19 protein-coding genes are annotated in these 19,283 nt (G+C 72.0%); 7 read left to right on the forward strand and 12 right to left on the reverse strand.

Annotated elements, in window-relative coordinates:
- Positions 1-57 precede the first annotated feature (57 nt).
- Positions 58-360, reverse strand: coding sequence for a hypothetical protein (locus tag BXA03_RS06360; RefSeq protein WP_076505208.1), 303 nt, complete (start codon positions 358-360; stop codon positions 58-60).
- Between the two features lie 113 nt (positions 361-473).
- Between BXA03_RS06360 and BXA03_RS06365 the strand changes: the two genes are divergently transcribed.
- Positions 474-1,376 carry a LysR family transcriptional regulator gene (locus BXA03_RS06365; RefSeq protein ID WP_076505211.1) on the forward strand — a complete coding sequence of 301 codons (903 nt, stop codon included), beginning with the start codon at positions 474-476 and terminating at the stop codon, positions 1,374-1,376.
- A 67-nt stretch (positions 1,377-1,443) separates the two neighbouring features.
- Here BXA03_RS06365 and BXA03_RS06370 read toward each other — a convergent pair whose 3' ends face one another.
- Entirely contained in the window at positions 1,444-2,622 is a 1,179-nt protein-coding gene (locus BXA03_RS06370; protein ID WP_076505753.1) for a citrate synthase, read from the reverse strand.
- 85 nt (positions 2,623-2,707) lie between these two features.
- Here BXA03_RS06370 and BXA03_RS06375 point away from each other — a divergent pair, with 85 nt between their 5' ends.
- The 3 genes from BXA03_RS06375 (at position 2,708) to BXA03_RS06385 (ending at position 5,639) form a co-directional block, all read left to right on the forward strand.
- Positions 2,708-3,838, forward strand: a complete 1,131-nt coding sequence (locus BXA03_RS06375) for a citrate synthase/methylcitrate synthase (RefSeq protein ID WP_234983616.1) — start codon at positions 2,708-2,710, stop codon at positions 3,836-3,838.
- Positions 3,839-3,979: 141 nt separating this feature from the next.
- The gene (locus BXA03_RS06380; RefSeq protein ID WP_076505213.1) at positions 3,980-5,038 is read left to right on the forward strand and encodes a phosphotransferase enzyme family protein; all 1,059 of its coding nucleotides are present in this window, start codon (positions 3,980-3,982) and stop codon (positions 5,036-5,038) included.
- A 10-nt stretch (positions 5,039-5,048) separates the two neighbouring features.
- Positions 5,049-5,639, forward strand: coding sequence for a DUF3253 domain-containing protein (locus BXA03_RS06385; RefSeq protein ID WP_076505216.1), 591 nt, complete (start codon positions 5,049-5,051; stop codon positions 5,637-5,639).
- Here the strand turns inward: BXA03_RS06385 and BXA03_RS06390 are convergent.
- The 7 genes from BXA03_RS06390 to BXA03_RS06420 form a co-directional block, all read right to left on the reverse strand.
- Positions 5,603-6,790, reverse strand: a complete 1,188-nt coding sequence (locus BXA03_RS06390) for an MFS transporter (RefSeq protein WP_076505220.1) — start codon at positions 6,788-6,790, stop codon at positions 5,603-5,605. The genes BXA03_RS06385 and BXA03_RS06390 overlap by 37 nt on opposite strands.
- Positions 6,787-7,689: a ketopantoate reductase family protein gene (locus tag BXA03_RS06395; RefSeq protein ID WP_076505224.1), complete on the reverse strand. Its 903-nt coding sequence runs from the start codon at positions 7,687-7,689 to the stop codon at positions 6,787-6,789. Before BXA03_RS06395 ends, BXA03_RS06390 begins: the two co-directional genes overlap by 4 nt.
- 19 nt (positions 7,690-7,708) lie before the next feature.
- The gene (locus BXA03_RS06400; protein WP_076505228.1) at positions 7,709-8,644 is read right to left on the reverse strand and encodes a glutaminase; all 936 of its coding nucleotides are present in this window, start codon (positions 8,642-8,644) and stop codon (positions 7,709-7,711) included.
- Between the two features lie 82 nt (positions 8,645-8,726).
- Positions 8,727-9,617, reverse strand: a complete 891-nt coding sequence (locus BXA03_RS06405) for a DMT family transporter (protein ID WP_076505231.1) — start codon at positions 9,615-9,617, stop codon at positions 8,727-8,729.
- 61 nt (positions 9,618-9,678) lie between these two features.
- Complete coding sequence (locus tag BXA03_RS06410; RefSeq protein WP_076505233.1) at positions 9,679-11,097, reverse strand: amidohydrolase family protein; 1,419 nt, start codon at positions 11,095-11,097, stop codon at positions 9,679-9,681.
- A gap of 28 nt (positions 11,098-11,125) precedes the next feature.
- Positions 11,126-11,875 carry a sulfite exporter TauE/SafE family protein gene (locus BXA03_RS06415; protein WP_076505235.1) on the reverse strand — a complete coding sequence of 250 codons (750 nt, stop codon included), beginning with the start codon at positions 11,873-11,875 and terminating at the stop codon, positions 11,126-11,128.
- A 12-nt stretch (positions 11,876-11,887) separates the two neighbouring features.
- Complete coding sequence (locus BXA03_RS06420; protein ID WP_083715916.1) at positions 11,888-12,907, reverse strand: Bug family tripartite tricarboxylate transporter substrate binding protein; 1,020 nt, start codon at positions 12,905-12,907, stop codon at positions 11,888-11,890.
- A gap of 125 nt (positions 12,908-13,032) precedes the next feature.
- Here BXA03_RS06420 and BXA03_RS06425 point away from each other — a divergent pair, with 125 nt between their 5' ends.
- The 3 genes from BXA03_RS06425 to BXA03_RS06435 all read left to right on the forward strand — a co-directional run bounded on the left by BXA03_RS06425 (position 13,033) and on the right by BXA03_RS06435 (position 16,192).
- Entirely contained in the window at positions 13,033-13,752 is a 720-nt protein-coding gene (locus BXA03_RS06425) for a GntR family transcriptional regulator (protein ID WP_159444705.1), read from the forward strand.
- Between the two features lie 75 nt (positions 13,753-13,827).
- Complete coding sequence (locus tag BXA03_RS06430; RefSeq protein WP_076505237.1) at positions 13,828-14,757, forward strand: isopenicillin N synthase family dioxygenase; 930 nt, start codon at positions 13,828-13,830, stop codon at positions 14,755-14,757.
- Between the two features lie 28 nt (positions 14,758-14,785).
- On the forward strand, positions 14,786-16,192 hold the full coding sequence (locus tag BXA03_RS06435) for an aldehyde dehydrogenase family protein (protein ID WP_076505761.1): 1,407 nt from the start codon (positions 14,786-14,788) through the stop codon (positions 16,190-16,192).
- Between the two features lie 30 nt (positions 16,193-16,222).
- On the opposite strand, the gene BXA03_RS06440 is transcribed toward BXA03_RS06435, so the two are convergent.
- From BXA03_RS06440 to BXA03_RS06450, 3 genes are all read right to left on the reverse strand, one after another.
- Positions 16,223-16,732: a flavin reductase family protein gene (locus tag BXA03_RS06440; RefSeq protein WP_076505239.1), complete on the reverse strand. Its 510-nt coding sequence runs from the start codon at positions 16,730-16,732 to the stop codon at positions 16,223-16,225.
- Between the two features lie 120 nt (positions 16,733-16,852).
- The gene (locus tag BXA03_RS06445) at positions 16,853-18,082 is read right to left on the reverse strand and encodes a nucleoside recognition domain-containing protein (RefSeq protein WP_076505241.1); all 1,230 of its coding nucleotides are present in this window, start codon (positions 18,080-18,082) and stop codon (positions 16,853-16,855) included.
- Between the two features lie 157 nt (positions 18,083-18,239).
- Entirely contained in the window at positions 18,240-19,274 is a 1,035-nt protein-coding gene (locus BXA03_RS06450) for a L,D-transpeptidase Cds6 family protein (protein ID WP_076505243.1), read from the reverse strand.
- Positions 19,275-19,283 lie beyond the last annotated feature (9 nt).

Consider the following 19,283-nt stretch of genomic DNA (forward strand, 5'->3'; position numbering starts at 1 on the left):
GCGGAGTGGGCGTGTTTTGGCAGAACGAGCGGGCATGGCGGGTTCTTTCACACCTTCTCAGCCCGCCCGGCGGCCGCGCAGGTGCCCGGCCAGTTCGCAGCGCCCCACGCCCAGGTCGTTGAGTTCGTGCTGGCCCATGGCCATCAGCAACGCGCCCTCTTCCCGCAGGCGGCGCGCCCGGATGCGGCGCATGCGCCGCTCGGCCGCCGCGTCGCGCAGGCGCTGAAGCAGCCCGGTGCGTGCCGCAGCCGCCGGGGCCTCGACCATCGCCTCGCGCGGCACGGCACCTGGCGCGATGGCGCGGCGGGGAACGGCGGCGCTCGGGCGGGCGGTGGCGGGTTGCAGCACGAGGGTGTTCATGATCGGCTCCTGGCGTGTGTTTCTGGCACGAAGTGGTGAAGGAGCCGCGATGATGCGCTGCGGCGCAGCATCGGAGAAGTTGAGAGTTCTGAGGGCTGCGATCAGAATACCTGATGCGCCAATTGAACCTCGACCAGGTGCGCACCCTGGTCGCCATCGCCGACCTGGGCAGCTTCTCGGCCGCCGCCCAGGCCCTGCACCTGGCCCAGCCCACCGTCAGCCTGCATGTGAGCGAGCTGGAATTGCGGCTGGGCGTGCCGCTGCTGCTGCGCTCGCCGCGGCATGTGCAGCCCACGCCAGCCGGGGCCGAGCTGGTCGAGCGTGGCCGTCGCCTGTTGCGCGATGCCGACGAAGCCATGGACGCGGCCCGTCGGCGGCATGCGGGCCTGGAGGGGCGGGTGCGCATCGGCGTCTCCACCACCAGCGTGGTGGTCGACCTGCTGCCGCCGGTCTTCGAGGCGCTGGCGGCACGCTATCCGGGCATCGAGCTGTCGCCCGTGTTCGTGGGCTCGGCCGACTCGGCCACCGGCCTGGTGGGCGGCTCGGTGGACCTCGCGGTCGTCGCCCTGCCCCAGCCCGCCCTGCCCGGCGTGCGCTTCACGCCCTGGCTCCGGCACGAGATGCGGGCGCTGGTGCCGGCGGCCTGGCCGGCCTTGCCTAAGCGCGCCACGCCGGCATGGCTGGCGCAGCGGCCGCTCATCATGAACGAGCCCGGCACGCGCATGCAGACGCTCACGCTCGAATGGTTCGGCCGCGCCGGCTTCTCGCCGCGGGCGCGCATCGAGCACAACTACGACGTGGCCATGCGCGGCCTCGTCGAGGCCGGCTACGGCGCCGCGCTGTTGCCGCTGCGGGCCAGCCATGAGGAGGCCGCCGGCTCGCGCGTGCGGGTGTTGCCGCTCAGCCCGCGGCTGGTGCGTCAGCTGGTGATCGGCCACCGCACGCAGGAGCCCGCAGGCGGACCTGTGCGGCGCGTGGTGGACATGCTGATGGAGATGGCGGGCCAGGTGGGCTGACAGCGCGCCGGCTCGCGCCGCCCATGCAGTCATGCGATGTCGGTCCGCGCCGGCCGCGGGGCATCGTTCAATGCCCGACGGCGGCGCCCGGCGCCGGCCCGATGTATCGCGCACGCGGCCGGATCAGCGTGCCCGTGGCCTGCTGCTCAAGCGCATGGGCGATCCAGCCCACGGCTCGCGCCAGGGCGAACAGCACCAGCGGGGCATGTGTCGGCAGCCGGTGCGCGGTGGTGAGGGCGGCCAGCGCGAAGTCCACGTTGGCCTTCTCGCCCATCAGGCGCTCGCCCGCCTCCCGCAGTTCGGCATACGGCGCAGGCAGGTCGATGTGGGCGAGCAGCGCCTGGCATCGCACATCGCCCTGCGGATAGAGCGGATGGCCGAAGGCCGGCAGCCGCCGACCCAGCGACAGCCATTCATGCATCGCCGCGTCCACGCCCTCGCGCTCGGCCGCGCGGACCAGGCCCAGCGTGGCGCGGGCCGCGCCGCCGTGAAGCGGGCCGCTCAGCGCCGAGAGGCCACTCAACACGCTGGCGGCCAGCGCGGCGCCGGTGGAGGCCGTGACCCGCGCCGCGAAGGTGGACGCATTGAGTTCGTGGTCGGCCAGCAGCACCAGCGCGCGCCGGATCAGGTCGGCGGCCTTCGGCCGGCGCCAGGCGGCGGCCAGGCGCTCGTGCACGCGCTCGCCGCGCGATGGGCCGGCCAGCGCATCGGCCAGCAGGCCCATGAGCCCCGCGGCTTCCTGGAGCAGCGCGGGGCGGCCCCGCCCCCGCGCGGGCGGATCGGCCGCGGCACGCGCCGCCAGCGCCGCCATCGCGGTCGCGAGTGGGGCGGCGGACGAAGCCGGTGCGCCCAGTGATGCCGACGAGGCGAAGGGATGCGCTGGTCCGTCCCACAGGAGCGCCGACACCTGCTCCAGCGTGCCCTCCTCTGCCAGCGCACAGGCGTCCTGCCCGCGGTAGTAGAGCCGCCCGGCCAACACCGTCGAGAGGCCCGAGGCCAGTACCGGCTCGCCCCACTGGATGGCCTCCCCCGCCAGTGCCGCGTCGCTGCGTCGGCCCTGGCGGCGCGCGGCCAGGCGCTGCACATCGTCGCGGTGGTAGAGGCTGCGCCGCGGGTCGGCCGTGTCAGCCCGCGTGCGGATGCGACCGCGGCTCACGTTGGCATAGAGCGTCTGCGGACGCACTTTCAGCAAGGCCAGGGCATCGGCGGCAGGCAGCCACAGCGGCAGCTTCTCGGCAGTGGTCATGTTGATGGAATGAATCAAGATTGACGTCAACATTGTGCGGTTTCCACAATGCCTCGCATCCCAACGACACACGAAAGGCAGCGACATGATGGACGACGACGACAACGGGCTCGAAGGCGTGGTGGCGGCCCACACGGTGCTGTCCGAGGTGGACGGTGCCGCGGGCCGGCTGGTGCTGCGCGGCCATGCGCTGGACGACATTGCGGGCCGCTGGCGTTACGAAGAGGTGCTGGCGCTGCTCTGGCAGGGCTTCTTCGCGGCGGTGCCTGCGGCGCCGGAACTGGCCCTTGCGCTGGGCCGTGCGCGCACCGACGTCGCGGCCCTGCTGCGCCCGGACGATCGCGCCATGCTGTCGGCTCTGACGCCGCTGGAAGCCATGCGCGCCCTGCTCGCCCGCGTGCCCGACGGCGACGACCTGCCCACGGCCCTGCGCCTGGTGGCGGCGCCCGTCGTCTTCACGGCGGCGGTGCTGCGCTGGAAGGCGGGCGAGCCGGCCCTGGCCCCCGAGCCCGAGGCTTCCCATGCGGCCGACTTCCTGCGCATGGTCTCGGGCCGGCCGGCGACGTCGGCGCAGGCGGCGGCGCTCGACGCCTATCTGGTCACGGTGGCGGACCACGGCCTCAATGCCTCCACCTTTGCGGCACGCGTGGTCGCGTCCACGGGCGCGGGCCTGGCCTCGGCCGTGCTCGCGGGCCTGAGCGCGTTGAAGGGCCCGCTGCATGGGGGCGCGCCGGGGCCGGTGCTCGACATGCTCGACGCCGTCGGCCGTGCCGATGCGGCAGCGGACTGGCTGGAGGCCGCGCTGGACCGTGGCGAGCGGCTGATGGGCTTCGGCCACCGCATCTACCGGGTGCGCGACCCGCGGGCCGACGCGTTGAAGAAGGCGCTGCGTGGACTCGCCCAGGCGGGTGGCGTGGAGGCCGGCCGCGTCGCGCTGGCCGAGGCGGTGGAGCGTGCCGCCCTCGCCTCGCTGCAGGGCCGCAAGCCGGGCCGCGTGCTGGAGACCAACGTGGAGTTCTACACCGCCCTGCTGCTCGAAGCCGTGGGCCTGCCGCGCGAGGCCTTCACCGCCGTTTTCGCGGCCGGCCGCGTCGGAGGTTGGATGGCGCATGCGCGCGAGCAGGTGCAGCGCGGGCGGCTGATCCGGCCGCAGTCGGTGTACGTCGGGCCAGCACCCGCGGCGGCGACTCGGGTGGCCGAGCCGGCCGTGGCCTGACGGCGAGGCCGCGAGGCCGCGGGGCGTGCCATGGGGGCCGGCATCTTTGGCATCGCCGAAGCCAACGCCCCTTAGACTCCGCGCCCCGTGCCGACCCCCGCGCATCCGGTGCGCGACGGCATGGACGGCAGAAAGCGAACCATGGCCCCATCCGACCTGTGCGATCCCGAGCTCGTCCCCACCCACACCACGGTCGCCGCTCGCTCGGTGGCGGCGTGGGTGCAGCAGCACTACGGGCTGAACGTCGAGCACTGCGCGCTGATCCGCCGCGGGCTCAACGACAACTACGCCCTGCGCGTGGCAGGCGGCGCCCGGCATGTGGCGCGCCTCTACACCATCCGCCCGCGTGGCCCGTTCAACGTCGCGTTCGAGACCGCACTGCTCGCGCATCTGCAAGGCCGCGGTGTGGGCGTGGCCGCCTCTGTCGACACGGCGGCGGGCGGCTCGCATGTGCGCCTTCAATGTCCCGAAGGCGAGCGCGCGCTGGCACTCTTCCACCACGTCGATGGCGCAGCGCCGGACGCCCTGGACGAGTTCGCCGCAACCGGCGAGGCGCTGGCCCGCCTGCATGTCGCGGCGCGGGACTACGACGGGCCGCCCAGCCTCTACCCGCTCGATGGCGACGGCATGGCCGGCCGGACGCTGACCTGGCTGCGGGCCTACCCCGGCCTCGACGCCGGCGTGCTCGCCAGCTACGAATCGCTGATCGGCGCCCTGCTGGAGGAACTGGCCGCGGCCGAGCCCACGCTGACCCGGGTGCTGTGCCACGGCGACACCCATGGCTTCAACAACCATGTGGTGGCCGACGACGCGGGCGGCAAGCGCGCCGTCTTCTTCGACTTCGACGATGCCGGCCCGGGCTTCCTGGCCTACGACCTGGGCGTGATGCCCTGGTCCTACCTGTTCCGCAAGGGACTGCGCGAAACCGACGACACGCTGCGCGAGCGCTGGGCGCACTACCTGGCCGGCTACCGAGCTGCCGGCGGCGTGATCACCGAGGCGGACCTGGCGGCCCTGCAGCTGTTCATCCAGCTGCGCCATCTCTGGAACCTGGGCGAGGGCGTGGGGCGCCTGCACCATTGGGGAACCAGCGTGGCGCCCGAGGACTGGCTGCGCAAGCAGGTCGAGGTGATGGCGGCGTGGAAGACGCTGGATCTGGGCCCGGCGTCCGCCGACACCGTGGTGGGCCCGCCCGTGTGACGATGCCGTCATGCGCCCGACCGACGCCACCGTCCGCCTCGCCATCGCCGACCTGCTGGCGCAACGTGCTGCCGAGGCGACCGTGTGTCCGTCGGAAGTGGCCCGCACGCTGTCGGCCGAGAACTGGCGGCCGCTGATGCCGCAGGTGCGTGCCGTGGCCATCGGCATGGCCCGGCAGGGCCGGCTGGAGATCCGCCAGCGTGGCCAGGCGCTGTCGCCGGATGCCGAACTGCGCGGCCCGATCCGGCTGGGCCGCACGGCATCGACGGCTTCCGCCGAAACAGGCACGGCAGGACATCCCACCACGCCCGATGGCCGCTACTTCGTCGTGCGCGGCCGGCTGTGGCGCAAGGCCAATCCAGGCCTGCCGCAAGAGGAACGCGACGCCCTGGTGCGGCAGCTGATGGACGCCCGCCGCGGCCTGCGCGGCCGCTGCTCCGAAGCCGAACGCCGGGCTGCGCGCGAACAGGTCGACCAGGCCAAGCGCGCCCTGGGCGAGCGCGGGCCCGTGTGGTGGACCGACGGCGCGCCCGACTTCAACCGCCGCATGGCCCGCAACACGCCCTACCGCGACTGGTTCGCCGCGTTGCCGGAAGGTTGAACCCGACGCAGCCCCAGCCACAGCAGCGCTGCCGCGATCAGCGCCAGCGGCAGCAGCGAGCCCAGGTTCAGCAGGGTCCACCCGCGTGTGGTGACCAGCGCACCCGACGCGAAGGAGGTGCCTGCCAGCACGGCGAACTGCAGGAAGTTCATCGCCCCCTGCGCCCGGTTGCGCTCCTGCGGCGTGTGCGACTGCAGCGAGAGCGTGGTGCTGCCGGTGAACAGGAAGTTCCAGCCCACGCCCAGCAGGAAGAGCGCGATGGTGAAGTGGTGCAACTCCACGCCCGACAGCGCGATGGCCACGCACAGCATGTTCAGCAGCACGCCCGTGCCCATGATCGGCAGCGTGCCGAAGCGCTGGATCAGGTGGCCGGTGAAGAAGCCGGGCGCGAACATGCCGATCACATGCCACTCCAGCACGAAGGCCGCGTCCGAGAAAGGCAGGCCGCACTGCTGCATGGCCAGCGGCGTGGCCGCCATCAGCAGGTTCATCACGCCATAGGCCAGCGCGCCGCCCATCGCCGCGACCAGGAAGGCCGGTTGCCGCAGCAGCTGCGCCACGCTGCGGCCGGCCGAGGCCGACGAGGCGGCCAGCGGCGGCGGAAAGCGCATCAGGGCCAGCAGGCCCATGGCCAGCAGCGCGACGACCGCCAGCGCCAGGTAGGCGCCGACGAAGGGCGCGGCCGTCAGGTCGCGCGTGCGGGCAGCCAGGTTGGGTCCGACGATGGCGCCGATCAGCCCACCCGCCATCACGTACGACACTGCCTTGCTGCGCATGGCCGGCGCGCACAGCTCGGCCGAGGCGAAGCGGTAGAGCTGGCCATTGGCCGAGTAATAGCCGGCCAGCAGCGTGGCGGCGCACAGCAGCCAGAACTGCCGCGTCCAGGCCGCGAAGGCGCACAGCAGGGCCGAGCCCAGCGCCACGGCCAATCCCAGCGAGAAGCCGGCCTTGCGCCCGAAGCGCCCCTGCACCCAGGCCACCGGCGCGGTGAACAGCGCGCCGCCCACCACATAGCCCATCACCGGCAGGGTGGCCATCCAGCCGTAGGGCGCCAGGGCCAGTCCCACCAGGCCGTTGATGGCGATGAAGGTGACGTTGTTGGTGAGGAACAGCCCCTGCAGGCCCGTCAGCAGCCAGAGGTTGCGGTTCATCGTGCCGCCGGTGCTGCTTCGAGCAGCTTCACCAGGCTGTGCAGCAGGCGGTTGAGCGGCACCGGCACGCCCAGCGCATCGCCGCGGCGCACCACGTAGCCGTTGATGTGGTCGATCTCGGTGGGCTTGCCGCGCATCAGGTCCTGCGCGGTGGAGGAGAACTGCGCCGGCATGGTGGCCGCGATGGCGTCCACCGCCGCATAGGGATCGCCCGCTACCTGCACGCCGTCGGCGCGGGCCACCGCCAGGCATTCGTCGGCGATGGCGCGCAGCGTCGGTTGGATGCCCGGCGCCGGGTAGAGCACGCCGTAGGGCTGGCGTGCGATGGCCGACAGCGCGTTGTAGGCGGCATTGAGGATCAGCTTGGCCCACAGCGCGCCGATGGCCTGCGCCGACACCTCGGTGGGCACGCCGGCGGCTTCCAGCAGGGCCGCGACTTCGGCGCTGCGCGCCGACGGGCCGATCACCAGCTCGCCCCGGCCGTGGTGGCGCAGGTGGCCGGGCCCTTCCATCTCGGTGGCGACATAGACCACGGCCGGCACCACCGTCTGCTGTGGCAGCACGGCCTGCAGGCGCTCGGCGTTGTCCACGCCGTTCTGCAGGCTCAGCACCAGTGCGCCAGATGGCAGATGCGGGCGCATCTGTTCGCCCGCGGCCTCGGTGTCGGGCGACTTGACGCAGAAGAGCACTAGGTCGGCACCAGCGACGGCCTCGGGCCCGGTCGCGGCTTGCAGCGGCACCTGCTCGTCGAAGCGCGTGGTCTGCATGCGCAGCCCCTTGGCGCGCACCGCCTCCACATGAGTCGGCCGGCCGATCAGCACCACCGTATGGCCCGCGCGGGCCAGCATGCCCCCGTAGTAGCAGCCGACCGCGCCGGCGCCCATCACTACGACCTTCATCCTTCGCTCCTTCTCATCCTCAGAAAACGGACAGCCCGGTGCGGGCCACGAACAGCTCGAGCGCCTTCATGCCCAGGTGCGAATTGCCCGTGGCATCGAGCGCGGGCGACCACACGCACAGCGTCAGCCGGTCGGGCACCACCGCCACGACGCCGCCGCCCACGCCGCTCTTGCAGGGCAGGCCGATGCGGAAGGCGAACTCGCCCGCCGCGTCGTAGGTGCCGCAGGTGAGCATCAGCGCATTGATGCGGCGCGTCTGGCGCTCGGTCACCACCTGCTCATCGGCATTGGCAGGATGGGCGCCGTCGCGGGCCAGGTAGCTGGCGGCGCGGGCCAACTGGCGGCAGCTCAGGGCCAGGGCGCATTGGTGGAAGTACAGGTCCAGCACCTCGGCCACCGGATGGTCCAGCTTGCCGAAGCTCTTCATGAAATGGGCCAGCGCCAGGTTGCGGTGGCCGGTGGCGGCCTCGGAGGCGGCGACCTCCTCGTCGAAGACGACTGGCTCGCCCGCCAGGTGGCTCAGGAAGCCGCGCAGCGTGTCCCGCGCATCGGCGCCGTAGAGGTCGACGATGCGGTCGGCCACGGCGATGGCGCCGGCATTGATGAAAGGATTGCGCGGCTTGCCCTGCTCGCTTTCCAGCTGCACCAGCGAGTTGAAGGGATTGCCCGAAGGCTCGCGCCCGATGCGCCCCCACAGCTCGGCCTCGGGCATGTGCCGCATGGCCAGCGTGAGCGAGAAGAGCTTGGAGATGCTCTGGATCGAGAAGGGCACATCGCCATCGCCTGCCACGGCCTCGTGGCCATCGCAGGTGCGCAGCGCGATGCCGAAGCGGTGGGCGTCCACGCGGGCCAGGGCGGGGATGTAGCTGGCGACCTTGCCCTCGCGCCCGGCCTCGGGCTGCAGGGTGTGGACGATGTCGTCGAGGACGGCCTGGAAGTCGGGGGAGGTGTTCATCAATATGAAGCTGAGGGTTGTGGTGGCGCGGTCGTCAGCTCCTGCAAATCGAAGAAATTTTCTTCAATTGGCACGGTCGGGCTCAGCCCCGCCGGTTGAGCAGCACCAGCCCCACCGACACGCCCGCCAACGCGGCCACCAGTTGTGCCGTCAGTGGCTCACGCAGCAGCAGCACACCGAAGAGCAAGGCGAACAGCGGCGTGAGGAAGGTGAAGGGCGACAGGCGCGTGGCCGGGTAGTGCCGCAGCAGCCACATCCAGGCCAGGTAGCTGGCGAAGGCGCCGATGAAGGTCTGGGCCGCGATGGAGGTCCAGGCATAGGCCGAGTAGCCCAGGCTCCAGGTCTCGCCGCGCACCAGCGACGCCACCGGCACCACCACGGCGGTGACGGCCAGTTGGTAGAACAGCGTCTTCTCGGCACTGGCGGTGGCCAGCCGGCTGCTGCGGATCACCAGCGTGGTCAGGCCCCACAGCAGGCCGGCCAGCAGGGCCAGCGCATCGCCGCGCAGCTGCCCCGGCTGGGCATGGCCCAGGCTTTCGCTGAAGGCCACCACCACCGCCGCGAAGGCCAGGGCCAGGCCGATCCACTGCACGCGGCGCAGGCGCTCGGCCGGCACCAGCCGCGGCAGCAACAGGGCCACGAAGAAGGGCGAGGTGTAGAGGAAGACCGTGAGCCGCGAGGCCGTGGTCAGCTGCAGGCCGAGGTAGATGCAGATGAACTCGGCCGCGAAGAGCAGACCCGCCATCAGCCCGGCCGCCAGCGTGCCGTCGCGCCGGAACAGCGGCACGCCGCGCGCCGCGCACCACAGAAGCAGCAGCACCGTCGCGCCGCCCATGCGCAGTGTGGCCTGCCACATGGGCGGCACTTCGACCACGGTGGTCTTGATGAGGATCTGCTGCAGGCCCCAGAACGCACAGCAGGCGACGAGGATCAGGAGGGCACGGGTGTCGAGGTGGTCTTTGCGATCGGTCATGCAGCGGGCGGTGTTGTCTCGGCGGTCTTCTGGGGTCAGCCGCCGATCCTAGCCCGCGGGGCTAAATGCTGCTGGGCGCGTGCAGGGCCTGCGCGCGGTGCGCGTCCGAGGTGGCATGCACCCGCTGGATGGGCGCCCGCGCCACGTCGCGCCGGGCGATGGTGGCCGCCTCGCGCATCAGCGCGCGCGCGTCCCAGTCCACCGGCCAGCCCTGCCACAGCCGCAATGCGCCCTGCACGAAGACGGCGTCGATCTGGTCGCGGTTGGCAAAGCGCACCAGCTCCCAGCCCAGGTCCCAGCTGGGCACGAACTCGGGCACGTCCACGTCCAGCAGCAGGAAGTCGGCCGCATGGCCGGCCTCGATGCGGCCGGTGATGTGGCCCAGGCCCGCGGCGCGCGCGCCTTCGTGCGCGGCATGGTCCAGCCAGGTCCAGCCACCGCCGCAGGAGGAGTCGCCCTTGGCGATGCCCTGCGTCAGGCGCTGCGCCATCTCAGCGGCGTCCATCAGCCGCAGTGCGTCGGCGCGGGTGCCGTCCGTGCCCAGGCCGAAGGGCACGCCCAGCATCTGCAGGAGGCCGGCGTCGAGCACGGCATTGCCCTTCCAGGCGCTGGCCACGGGGTTGTAGGCCACGGCGGCGCCGCTGTCCCGCAGCAGGCCCAGCTCGCGCGGCGTGAGCAGCGTGGCGTGGGCGAGCAGCGCGCTCTCGATGAGCGCGCCCACGGCATGCAGCAGCTCCAGCGGGCGCAGGCCGCGCGCCACGAGCGAGCGCTCGACGGCGGCCAGGTGCTCGTTCACATGGGTCTGGAAGCGTACGCCGGCCTCGCGGCTGAGCGCGGCCACGTCGTGCAGCATGCGGTCGGTGGCGGCCTCGGGGATGGAGATGGCCAATGACGGATGCACCAGCGGGTCGTGCTCGTGCGCCGCCAGGAAGCCCGCCGCGCGGTCGAGGATGCGGCGCGCGCCGGCCTCGCCCTCGGTGTTGCCGGCGTCGTTGCAGATCAGGCCCAGCACGCACCGGATGCCCACCTCGCGCGCGGCGCGCGCCACGCCGCCCAGGCCCTCTTCCGAGCGCGTGCCGGCATCGACCACGGTGGTGAAGCCGCCGCGCAGCGACTCCAGCGCGGCCAGCTTGGCCGACAGATAGGCGGCGTGCTCGTCCAGCACGCCTTCCATCGGCACCCAGATGCGGCGGAAGATCTCCGACGGCTCGCCGAAGGCCAGCGACTTGCCGAAGGCCTGCGTGAGGTGGGTGTGGGTGTCGATGAGGCCCGGCATGAGCAGATGGCCGGGCATGTCCTGCACCGGCAGGCCGGGATGCGCGGCGCGCACCTCGTCGACGGGGCCGACCTGCGTGAAGCGGCCGTGCTGCACGGCCACGGCCAGGCCCTGCTTCATGCCGTCCGGCTGCAGCAGCTGGCCGGGAGCGATCAGCAGGGGCGTGTCGCCGGCGGCCTGGAGGAGGGATTCGGGAGAGAGCATGGAACGGCAAGGCCTGCGAAGGCCGCTTTCACTTCAGGATCAACACGGCAAACCAGCCGCCGGTGGCCAGCAGCAGCACCGCCACGGCCCGCTGCAGTTGCGCGACCGGCAGGCGCCGCGCCGCACGCTGACCGGCCAGGCTGCCGGTCATCAGCAGCAGGCCGCACATCAACGCCAGACGCCAGTCGAGCCGGCCGGCCAGCGCATGCACCGTGCTGGCCGAAATGGCCACCGGGAGCTGGACGGCCTGCGCCGCCGCCACCGCGAAGACCAGTGGCTGGCGCAGCAGCATCAAAAGCGGCAGCAGCAGCACCGGGCCGCCGGTGCCGGTCAGTGCGGAGCCGAGGCCCACGACGGCGCCCAGGGCTGCCAGTGGCGCGGCACCGAGCATGGGCGCCGACGCCGCACTGGCCCCGGCCGAAGGCCGCAGCCCGCGCCAGCCTGCCAGCAGCACCAGTGCCGTCACACCGGCGAGCAGCACCTGCACCGGCAGCCAGCGCACCACCAGCGCGCCGACCACGGCCCCGCCCAGCGCACCCGCCAGCAAGGGCACGCAACGCCGCGCCAGTTCGGGCCGCTGCCGCAGCGGCCCCAGTGCCACCAGCGCCGGCAGAAAGAAGGCCAGCGACGAGGCCGCGATGGCCTGCGGTGCCGCAATGCCGCCCAGCGTGGTGAGCAGCGGCACCACCAGCACGCCACCGATGCCCGTTGCGCCAATCAGCGCGCCGGCCACCAGCAGCAGCGGCGCGACGATCCAGGCGTGGGCGATCAGCGGCATGGGCTCTTCTGTTTACTCTGCTTTGATGTTGGCCTTGGTGACCACGTCCTGGATGGTCTGGCGCTCCTTCTTGAGGTAGTCGCCGAAGGCCGGGCCTGTGGTCACCACGGGGCGCACGGCGATCTCGCCCAGGCGGCGCACCACCTCGGGGTCCTTCATCGTGGCCTGCACGGCCTCGGCCAGCTTGGCGGCGACCGGCGCCGGCACGTTGGCGGGCGCCAGGATGCCCAGCCAGGAATCCAGCTCGAAGCCCTTCAGGGCCGGCGTCTCGGCCAGGGCCGGCAGCTGCGGCGCGATGGGCGCACGGGCGGCGGAGGTCACGCCCAGGCCCTTGACCTTGCCGTCCTTGATGAAGGGCAGTGCCAGCGACAGCGGCAGCACCGCCAGGTCCAGCTGGCCGCCGGCCACGTCGGTCAGCACCTGCGGGCCCGACTTGTAGGGCACATGCACGATGTCGATGCCCGCGCGCTGCTTGATCAGTTCGGCCGTCACGTGCAGCGAAGTGCCCACGCCATCGGTGCCGAAGTTCAACTGGCCGGGATGGGCCTTGGCATAGGCGATCAGCTCGGCCGCGGTCTGCGCCGGCAGCTGCGGCTTGCCCACCAGCACGAAGGGCGAGAAGCCGACGGTGGCGATGGGCGCGAAGTCCTTGAAGGTGTCGTAGCGCACGGCCGAAGGCGCCACCAGCGGCGCCACGTTGAGCGGGCTGGCCACGGCGAACAGCAGCGTGTAGCCGTCGGCCGGCGCGCGGGCGGCCTTCTGCGTGCCGATGGTGCCGGCGGCCCCGGCCACGTTGTCGATCACCACGGGCTGGCCCAGCACCTCGCCCAGCTTGGCGTTGATGAGGCGGGCCGTCGCATCGACGCCGCCGCCGGCCGCGAACGGTACGATCAGCGTGACCGGTTTGGCCGGCCAGGCCTGGGCCTGTGCGGCGCCGGGCAATGCGGCCAGGGCCATGCCCGACGCCAGGGCGGCAGCCAGGGTGCGGCGGGTGAAGCTCAGGGAATGGGCGGTGCGGGCAGGATGGGCCATGGTCGTTCCTCGTTCGGCAGTGGTGAAGGATGGAAGAGCACCTCGACGGTGCGAGAATCTACTCGTTATGACAAGTTATAACAAGCGATGCAAGCGGCATGCCAGCCATGCGGAAGGGCCACGCCTTGGCTGAGATTCCCCAGTCGCTGCATGCCCGCCTGCGCGATGAGCTGCGTGCCTCCATCCTCGACGCCCGCCTGAAGCCGGGCGACAAGCTGCCCTCCGAATCCGAGCTGCAGGCGGCCCATGGCGTCAGCCGCATCACCGTGCGCCAGGCGCTCGGCGCACTCCAGGCCGAGGGCCTGATCGTCAAGCTGCACGGAAAGGGTGCATTCGTCTCGCACCCGAAAGCGGCGCAGAGCCTTAACCGCCTGCAGGGCCTGAACGAGGCGCTGGCCGCCGAGGCGCGCGCCGTCAGCAACAAGCGCCTGGCCTGGCGAGAGGTGCGGGCTCCTGCGGCGGTTGCGCAGAAGCTGGGCCTGCCCGGCAACACCACCGTCTATCACCTGCAGACCGTGCGCTACCTGGAGCGCGAGCCGCTGTCGGTCAACAACTCCTGGTTGCTGGCCACGCTGGGCGAGCGCCTGTCGCGGGTGGACTTCTCGCAGCGCGACCTGATCGACGTGTTCGAGCACGAGGGTGGCATCGCCGTCGGCCGCGCCGACCTGGAGATCGGCGCCGGCACCGCCCGCGCGGCGGACGCCCGTCTGCTCAAGCTGGATACCGGCGCGCCCGTGCTGGAGGTGGAGCGCGTGGTGCATGACCAGGCGGGCTCGCCGGTGCATGTGGAAAGCGCCGTCTACCGCGCCGACACCTTCCGCTACCGGCTGAGCCTGCAGCGCTAGAAGGGCCCGCAAACCTGTCCGCATGGCCCGCCGCGTCACCAGTGCCCCGACTTGCCTCAACGCCTTCGCCCCGCCATGACCGCTGCTTCCACCATCCCCGTCATCGACATCGCCGCCCTTGCCTCGCCTGATGCCGACGCCCGTCGTCGCGTGGCGGCCGAGGTGGGCGCCGCCTGCCGCGACATCGGCTTCTTCGCCATCACCGGCCATGGCGTGCCGGCCCGAGTGATCGACGCCGCCTTCGCCGCCAGCCGCGCGTTCTTTGCCCAGCCGGTGGCCGACAAGGCGGCGCTGGCGTACGCCACGCTCAGCCACAACCGCGGCTACGTGGGCATGGGCGTGGAGGCGCTGGACGAGAAGCGCGGCGCCGACCAGAAGGAGGCCTTCAACCTCATCTGGACCGACGAGGCCACCCGCCCGCCCAACGCCTGGCCCGCCCTGCCCGGCTGGCGCGCGCCGGTGCAGGCCTACTTCGATGCGGTCTTCGCCGCCGCCACGCGGCTGCATGCGGCCTTCGCGCTGGACCTGGGTCTGCCCGAGGACTTCTTCGCCGACAAGATCGACCGGCCGCTGGCCACGCTGCGCCTGCTGCACTATCCCGCGGGCGCGGCGGCCGACGCCGGCGTGGGCGCCGGGGCACACACCGACTACGGGAACGTCACCCTGCTGGCCACCGACGGCGTCTCGGGCCTGCAGGTGCAGGGGCGCGCCCGCGACGAATGGATCGACGTGCCGCCGCTGCCCGGCGCCTTCGTCTGCAACATCGGCGATTGCCTGATGCGCTGGACCAACGACGTCTACCTGTCCACGCCGCACCGCGTGGTGCGGCCGGCGGCCGAGCGTTATTCGATCGCCTTCTTCCTCGATCCCAACCCCGACGCGCTGGTCAGCGCCATTCCCAGCTGCGTGCCGCCCGGCGAGGCACCGCGGCATGCGCCGGTCACGACGCAGGCGTACCTGCAGTCCCGCTTTGCCGCCACCTATGGCGCGGCCGCCGGCGCCTGATTCCCATCCGTCCCTGGAGCCAGCGACCATGACCTCCGCATCCCTCGCCCTGCGCAGCCTGTTCGAGGCCCAGCGTGCGGCCAGCCGCAGCCAGCCGCCGGCCGATCTGGCGTTGCGCCGTGACCGGCTGCAGCGCCTTCGCGCGCTGCTCGGCACCGACGGCCCGCCGCTGGTGCGCGCCGTGGAGGCCGACTTCGGCGTCCGCTCGGCCACGCTCACCGAGATCGCCGACCTGCTGCTGCTGCGCGAGGGGCTGGCGGACGCGCAGCGTCACCTGGCGCGATGGTCCGCGCCGCGCCGGGTGCGCACGCCGCTCACGCTGCAGCCGGCGCGTGCCTGGGTGCAGCGACAACCGGTCGGTGTGGTGGGGGTGCTGTCGCCCTGGAACTATCCCCTGCTTCTGTCGCTGGGACCCGCCGGCATGGCGCTGGCAGCGGGCAATCGGGTGATGCTCAAGCCCAGCGAGCGCACGCCGCGCTGCTCCGACGCCATCGCCGAGGCGGTCGCCCGGCGATTCGCCCCCGACGAATTCACCGTGACGAACGGCGATGCCGCGCTGGCGGCCGAGTTCTCGGCGCTGCCCTTCGACCATCTGTTCTTCACCGGTTCCACCGCCGTGGGCCGCCATGTCGCGGCAGCGGCCGCCGCCAACCTCACGCCGACCACGCTGGAGCTGGGCGGCAAGTCGCCCTGTGTGATCGACGCCTCCTGCCGGCCCGATGCGGTGGCCTCGCGCATCGCCCACGGCAAGCTGCTCAATGCCGGGCAGACCTGCATCGCGCCCGACTATGTGCTGGCGCCCGCCGCGCTGCACGGCGCACTGGCCGACGCCCTGGCGGCGGCGGTGCAGCGCCTGTTTCCGACCGTGGCGGGCAACCCCGACTACACCGCCCTGGTCGATGCGCGGCAGGCGCAGCGGCTCCAGGCCCTGGTGGACGATGCCGTGGCCCAGGGTGCGCAGGTCCGGGTGCTGGGCACGGATGCGCCGGCAGGGCGCCAGATGGCCCTTCGGCTGGTGCTGGGCGCGAAGCCCGGAATGGCGCTGATGCAGGAGGAGATCTTCGGCCCCGTCCTGCCGGTGCTGGACTGCGCCGACACGGCGACCGCCATCCGCTTCATCAATGACCGGCCGCGCCCGCTCGCCTTGTACTGGTTCGGCGAGGACACCCGGGCGCGCGATGCGCTGCTGGCCGGCACCGTCAGCGGCGGCGTCACGGTCAACGACACGCTGGTGCACATCGCCCATCCCGGCCTGCCCTTCGGCGGTGTCGGCGACAGCGGCTGGGGCGCATCGCATGGCGAGGCGGGTTTTCTGCGCTTCACCCACGAGCGCGCCGTGCTGGTGCAGTCGCGCTGGTCGCTGGGCGGGCTGATGCATCCCCCCTACGGTCCCCGCACCGAGCGGCTGCTGGCCTTCATGCGTCGGCGCGGCTGAAGCGGAGCCGCGAAGCGCTGCCGGGGTGCCTCAGAGCGGGTGCTCGGTGTAGAAGCGACCGCCGTGGTAGAGCAGCGGCGGCACGCCCGCCTGGTGGGCGCAGCGCTCCACCTCGCCGACGAAGATGACGTGGTCGCCCTCTTCATAGCGGCTGCGGTTGAAGCATTCGAAGCTGGCCACGCAGCCTTCAAGCACGGGTGCGCCGGCGATGCCGGGTGCCCAGTCCACGCCTTCCCAGCGATCCACGCCGCGGGTGGCAAAACGCTCGGCCAGCGCCTGCTGGTTGGCGGCCAGGATGTTGATGGCGTAGTGGGAGCCGGCTCGCAGGTCCGGCATCGAGCCCGCGCTGCGCGACAGGCTCCACAGCACCAGGGGCGGCGCCAGCGACACCGAGTTGAAGGAGCTGGCCGTGAAGCCCACCAGCCGCCCGTCGGCCGCCCGCGCCGTGATGATGGTCACGCCGGTGGCGAACATGCCCAGGGCGGCGCGGAACTCGGCGGCGGAAAAGTCGGGCGCTTGGGCCTGGAGGGGAGCGGTCACGGAAGAGGGCCTGGCGGCAGGGGGCGATCGGCCGGCATTGTCCCGCAGGCGGTTTGACGGCGGCGGCGGCAGGGTCGGGCGGGAGCCGGCGGCAGACGGTGGACGGGTCGCCAGACGGCATCAGCCGAAGAACCAGTAGCAGACGGCGATGGCCGCCACGACGCCCGCCAGCTCGGCCAGCAGCGCACAGCCCACGGCGTATCGCGCCTTCTGGATGCCCACCGCGCCAAAGTACACCGCCAGCACGTAGAAGGTGGTCTCGGTGCTGCCCTGGATGGTGGCGGCCACCAGGGCGGGGAAGCTGTCCACGCCGTGCGTCTTCATGGTCTCGATCAGCAGCGCCCGTGCCGCGCTGCCCGAGAAGGGCTTGACCAGCGCGGTCGGCAGCGCATCGACGAAGCGCGTGTCCCAGCCGGTCTGCCCCACGCACCAGCGGATGCCGTCCAGCAGCAGGTCCAGCGCGCCCGAGGCCCGCAGCACGCCGATGGCGCAGAGCATGGCCACCAGGTAGGGCAGCAGGCCCTTGGCCACGTCGAAGCCTTCCTTGGCGCCTTCGATGAAGCGGTCGTACACCGCCACCCGCTTGAGTGCGCCGACCACCAGGAAAGCGATGACGACGCCGAACAGCACCAGGTTGCCCATCAGCGACGAGAGCTGCGCCAGCGCCTGCGCCGACAGCGTGGCCAGCAGCGCCATGAAGCCCGCCAGCAGCGCCGCACCCGGCAGCAGGTAGGCCAGCACCACGGGGTCCCAGAGCTTGAGGCGCTGCACCAGCGCCACCGACAGCAGCGCCACCAGCGTCGATGCGCTGGTGGCCAGCAGGATGGGCAGAAACACCAGCGTCGGATCGGCCGCGCCCTGCTGTGCGCGGTACATGAAGATCGTCACCGGCAGCAGCGTGAGCGAGGACGCGTTGAGCACCAGGAACAGGATCTGCGCGTTGCTGGCCGTGTCGGGCCGCGGGTTGAGCGTCTGCAGCTCGCGCATGGCCTTGAGGCCGATGGGCGTGGCCGCGTTGTCCAGGCCCAGCGCATTGGCCGCGAAGTTCATGGTGATGAGGCCCAGCGCCGGATGGCCGGCCGGCACCTCGGGCATCAGCCGGCGAAAGAGCGGCCCCAGCGCCCGTGCCAGCAGCGCCACCAGCCCGGCCGCCTCGGCGATCCGCAGGAAGCCCAGCCACAGCGTGAGCGTGCCGAACAGCAGCAGCATGAGCTCCACCGACAGCTTCGCCATGGCGAACAGCGCCTCGACCATGGCGGCGAACACCGTGGCGTCGCCGCCCACCAGCCAGCGCGCGAAGCCGGCCACTGCGGCGACGAGGAAGAAGGACAGCCACAGGCCGTTGAGCATGAACCGGGCGCGCGCGGGCGCGGCAAGAGTGCAGACCCGGCCGATGATAGGAGGGGCGTCTGCGATGCAACCCAGGCCGCAGCGGCCCACCGTCACCAGGGGGCAGGCTGTTGATCGCTCGCCCGGCTCGTGCCGGCGACGCAGGTGGGTCGCCAGATCAGCGCGCCGGGCTCGCGCCTTCGGCGCGGATCTTCCACGCCTGTCCTTCGCGCACCAGACGCAGTGTCTTCTGGGTGACGTCCACGTAGTCGCTCGATCGGTAGGTCTGCCGGAAGGTGGCCTGCGCTCCGTCGGCGCCGTCGGCGCGCACCTGCAGCGCCTCGACCGTGATGCTGATCGCGCCGGGTTTGGCGATCCGTGCGGCGCGCTGCGACTTCCAGGCGGCCAGACTGCCCGAGGGTGGCTGGAAGCTCGCTGCGTAGAAATCCAGGTATCGCTGCAGATCCTTGGCCGACCACGCGCTGGCCCAGGCCTGCACCGCCGGGGCCACGCCGGAAAGGTCGGTGGCGGCCGCCACGGCCGCCGCACCGCGCGGTGGTGCGATCACGGTCGTGCAGGGAACCGCACCGCCGCACAGCCGGGCCGTGCTCACGGCGTTCATGAAGGCCGAACCCATGCGCTCATCCATCTTTCGGGTTGCCTCCTCACGCTCCTGCTCGTTCTGCGGTAGCCAGACGAAATGGACGCGATAGACGTACTCCTCGCCCTCCAGGGCCGCCACCAGAAGTGATTCGCCCAGTGCACTGCCTGGCGTCGTGCTGCAGAAAGCGGCCTGTACCGACCTGGACCGTTTGCCGAATGGGGCCGTCATGCGCGGCGGAAGGGTCAGGCCAGCGCTGCAGTTGCGCTTCATCTGCTCCATGGTGAAGCTGACGACCTGCCCTGCGACGGTGGCATTGGCGGCGCGGATGGATTCCAGCGTCGCCTTGTCGGGGTAGCGCAGACGTTCGATGGTGACGTAGGCGTTCTTCCAGGCCGCGCGCTGTGTCGCATCGGGCTCGTAGCGCACCACATAGCTGCCTTGCGCTTCTCCGCGCAGCTCGGTCAATACCCAGCCTGCCGGCGGTTCAAGGTCGAGTCTTTCGCCCTGCACCGGAAATGCGCCATCTTCGCGCGCGACGGCCGGCGCGCCGCAGGTCAGGGCGGCCGCAAAGGTGACCGCCACGATGGAGAGTTGGAGATGTCGGGTCATGGTGTCAAT

The sequence above is a fragment of the Pseudacidovorax sp. RU35E genome, assembly GCF_900156165.1.
Taxonomy (GTDB): Bacteria; Pseudomonadota; Gammaproteobacteria; order Burkholderiales; family Burkholderiaceae_C; genus Xenophilus.

Excerpts from the sequence above, each read along its gene's own strand:
- BXA03_RS06360 (WP_076505208.1), bottom strand. The coding sequence starts at position 360 with ATGAACACCCTCGTGCTGCAACCCGCCACCGCCCGCCCGAGCGCCGCC.
- BXA03_RS06365 (WP_076505211.1), top strand. The coding sequence starts at position 474 with ATGCGCCAATTGAACCTCGACCAGGTGCGCACCCTGGTCGCCATCGCC.
- BXA03_RS06370 (WP_076505753.1), bottom strand. The coding sequence starts at position 2,622 with ATGACCACTGCCGAGAAGCTGCCGCTGTGGCTGCCTGCCGCCGATGCC.
- BXA03_RS06375 (WP_234983616.1), top strand. The coding sequence starts at position 2,708 with ATGATGGACGACGACGACAACGGGCTCGAAGGCGTGGTGGCGGCCCAC.
- BXA03_RS06380 (WP_076505213.1), top strand. The coding sequence starts at position 3,980 with ATGGCCCCATCCGACCTGTGCGATCCCGAGCTCGTCCCCACCCACACC.
- BXA03_RS06385 (WP_076505216.1), top strand. The coding sequence starts at position 5,049 with ATGCGCCCGACCGACGCCACCGTCCGCCTCGCCATCGCCGACCTGCTG.
- BXA03_RS06390 (WP_076505220.1), bottom strand. The coding sequence starts at position 6,790 with ATGAACCGCAACCTCTGGCTGCTGACGGGCCTGCAGGGGCTGTTCCTC.
- BXA03_RS06395 (WP_076505224.1), bottom strand. The coding sequence starts at position 7,689 with ATGAAGGTCGTAGTGATGGGCGCCGGCGCGGTCGGCTGCTACTACGGG.
- BXA03_RS06400 (WP_076505228.1), bottom strand. The coding sequence starts at position 8,644 with ATGAACACCTCCCCCGACTTCCAGGCCGTCCTCGACGACATCGTCCAC.
- BXA03_RS06405 (WP_076505231.1), bottom strand. The coding sequence starts at position 9,617 with ATGACCGATCGCAAAGACCACCTCGACACCCGTGCCCTCCTGATCCTC.
- BXA03_RS06410 (WP_076505233.1), bottom strand. The coding sequence starts at position 11,097 with ATGCTCTCTCCCGAATCCCTCCTCCAGGCCGCCGGCGACACGCCCCTG.
- BXA03_RS06415 (WP_076505235.1), bottom strand. The coding sequence starts at position 11,875 with ATGCCGCTGATCGCCCACGCCTGGATCGTCGCGCCGCTGCTGCTGGTG.
- BXA03_RS06420 (WP_083715916.1), bottom strand. The coding sequence starts at position 12,907 with ATGGCCCATCCTGCCCGCACCGCCCATTCCCTGAGCTTCACCCGCCGC.
- BXA03_RS06430 (WP_076505237.1), top strand. The coding sequence starts at position 13,828 with ATGACCGCTGCTTCCACCATCCCCGTCATCGACATCGCCGCCCTTGCC.
- BXA03_RS06435 (WP_076505761.1), top strand. The coding sequence starts at position 14,786 with ATGACCTCCGCATCCCTCGCCCTGCGCAGCCTGTTCGAGGCCCAGCGT.
- BXA03_RS06445 (WP_076505241.1), bottom strand. The coding sequence starts at position 18,082 with ATGCTCAACGGCCTGTGGCTGTCCTTCTTCCTCGTCGCCGCAGTGGCC.
- BXA03_RS06450 (WP_076505243.1), bottom strand. The coding sequence starts at position 19,274 with ATGACCCGACATCTCCAACTCTCCATCGTGGCGGTCACCTTTGCGGCC.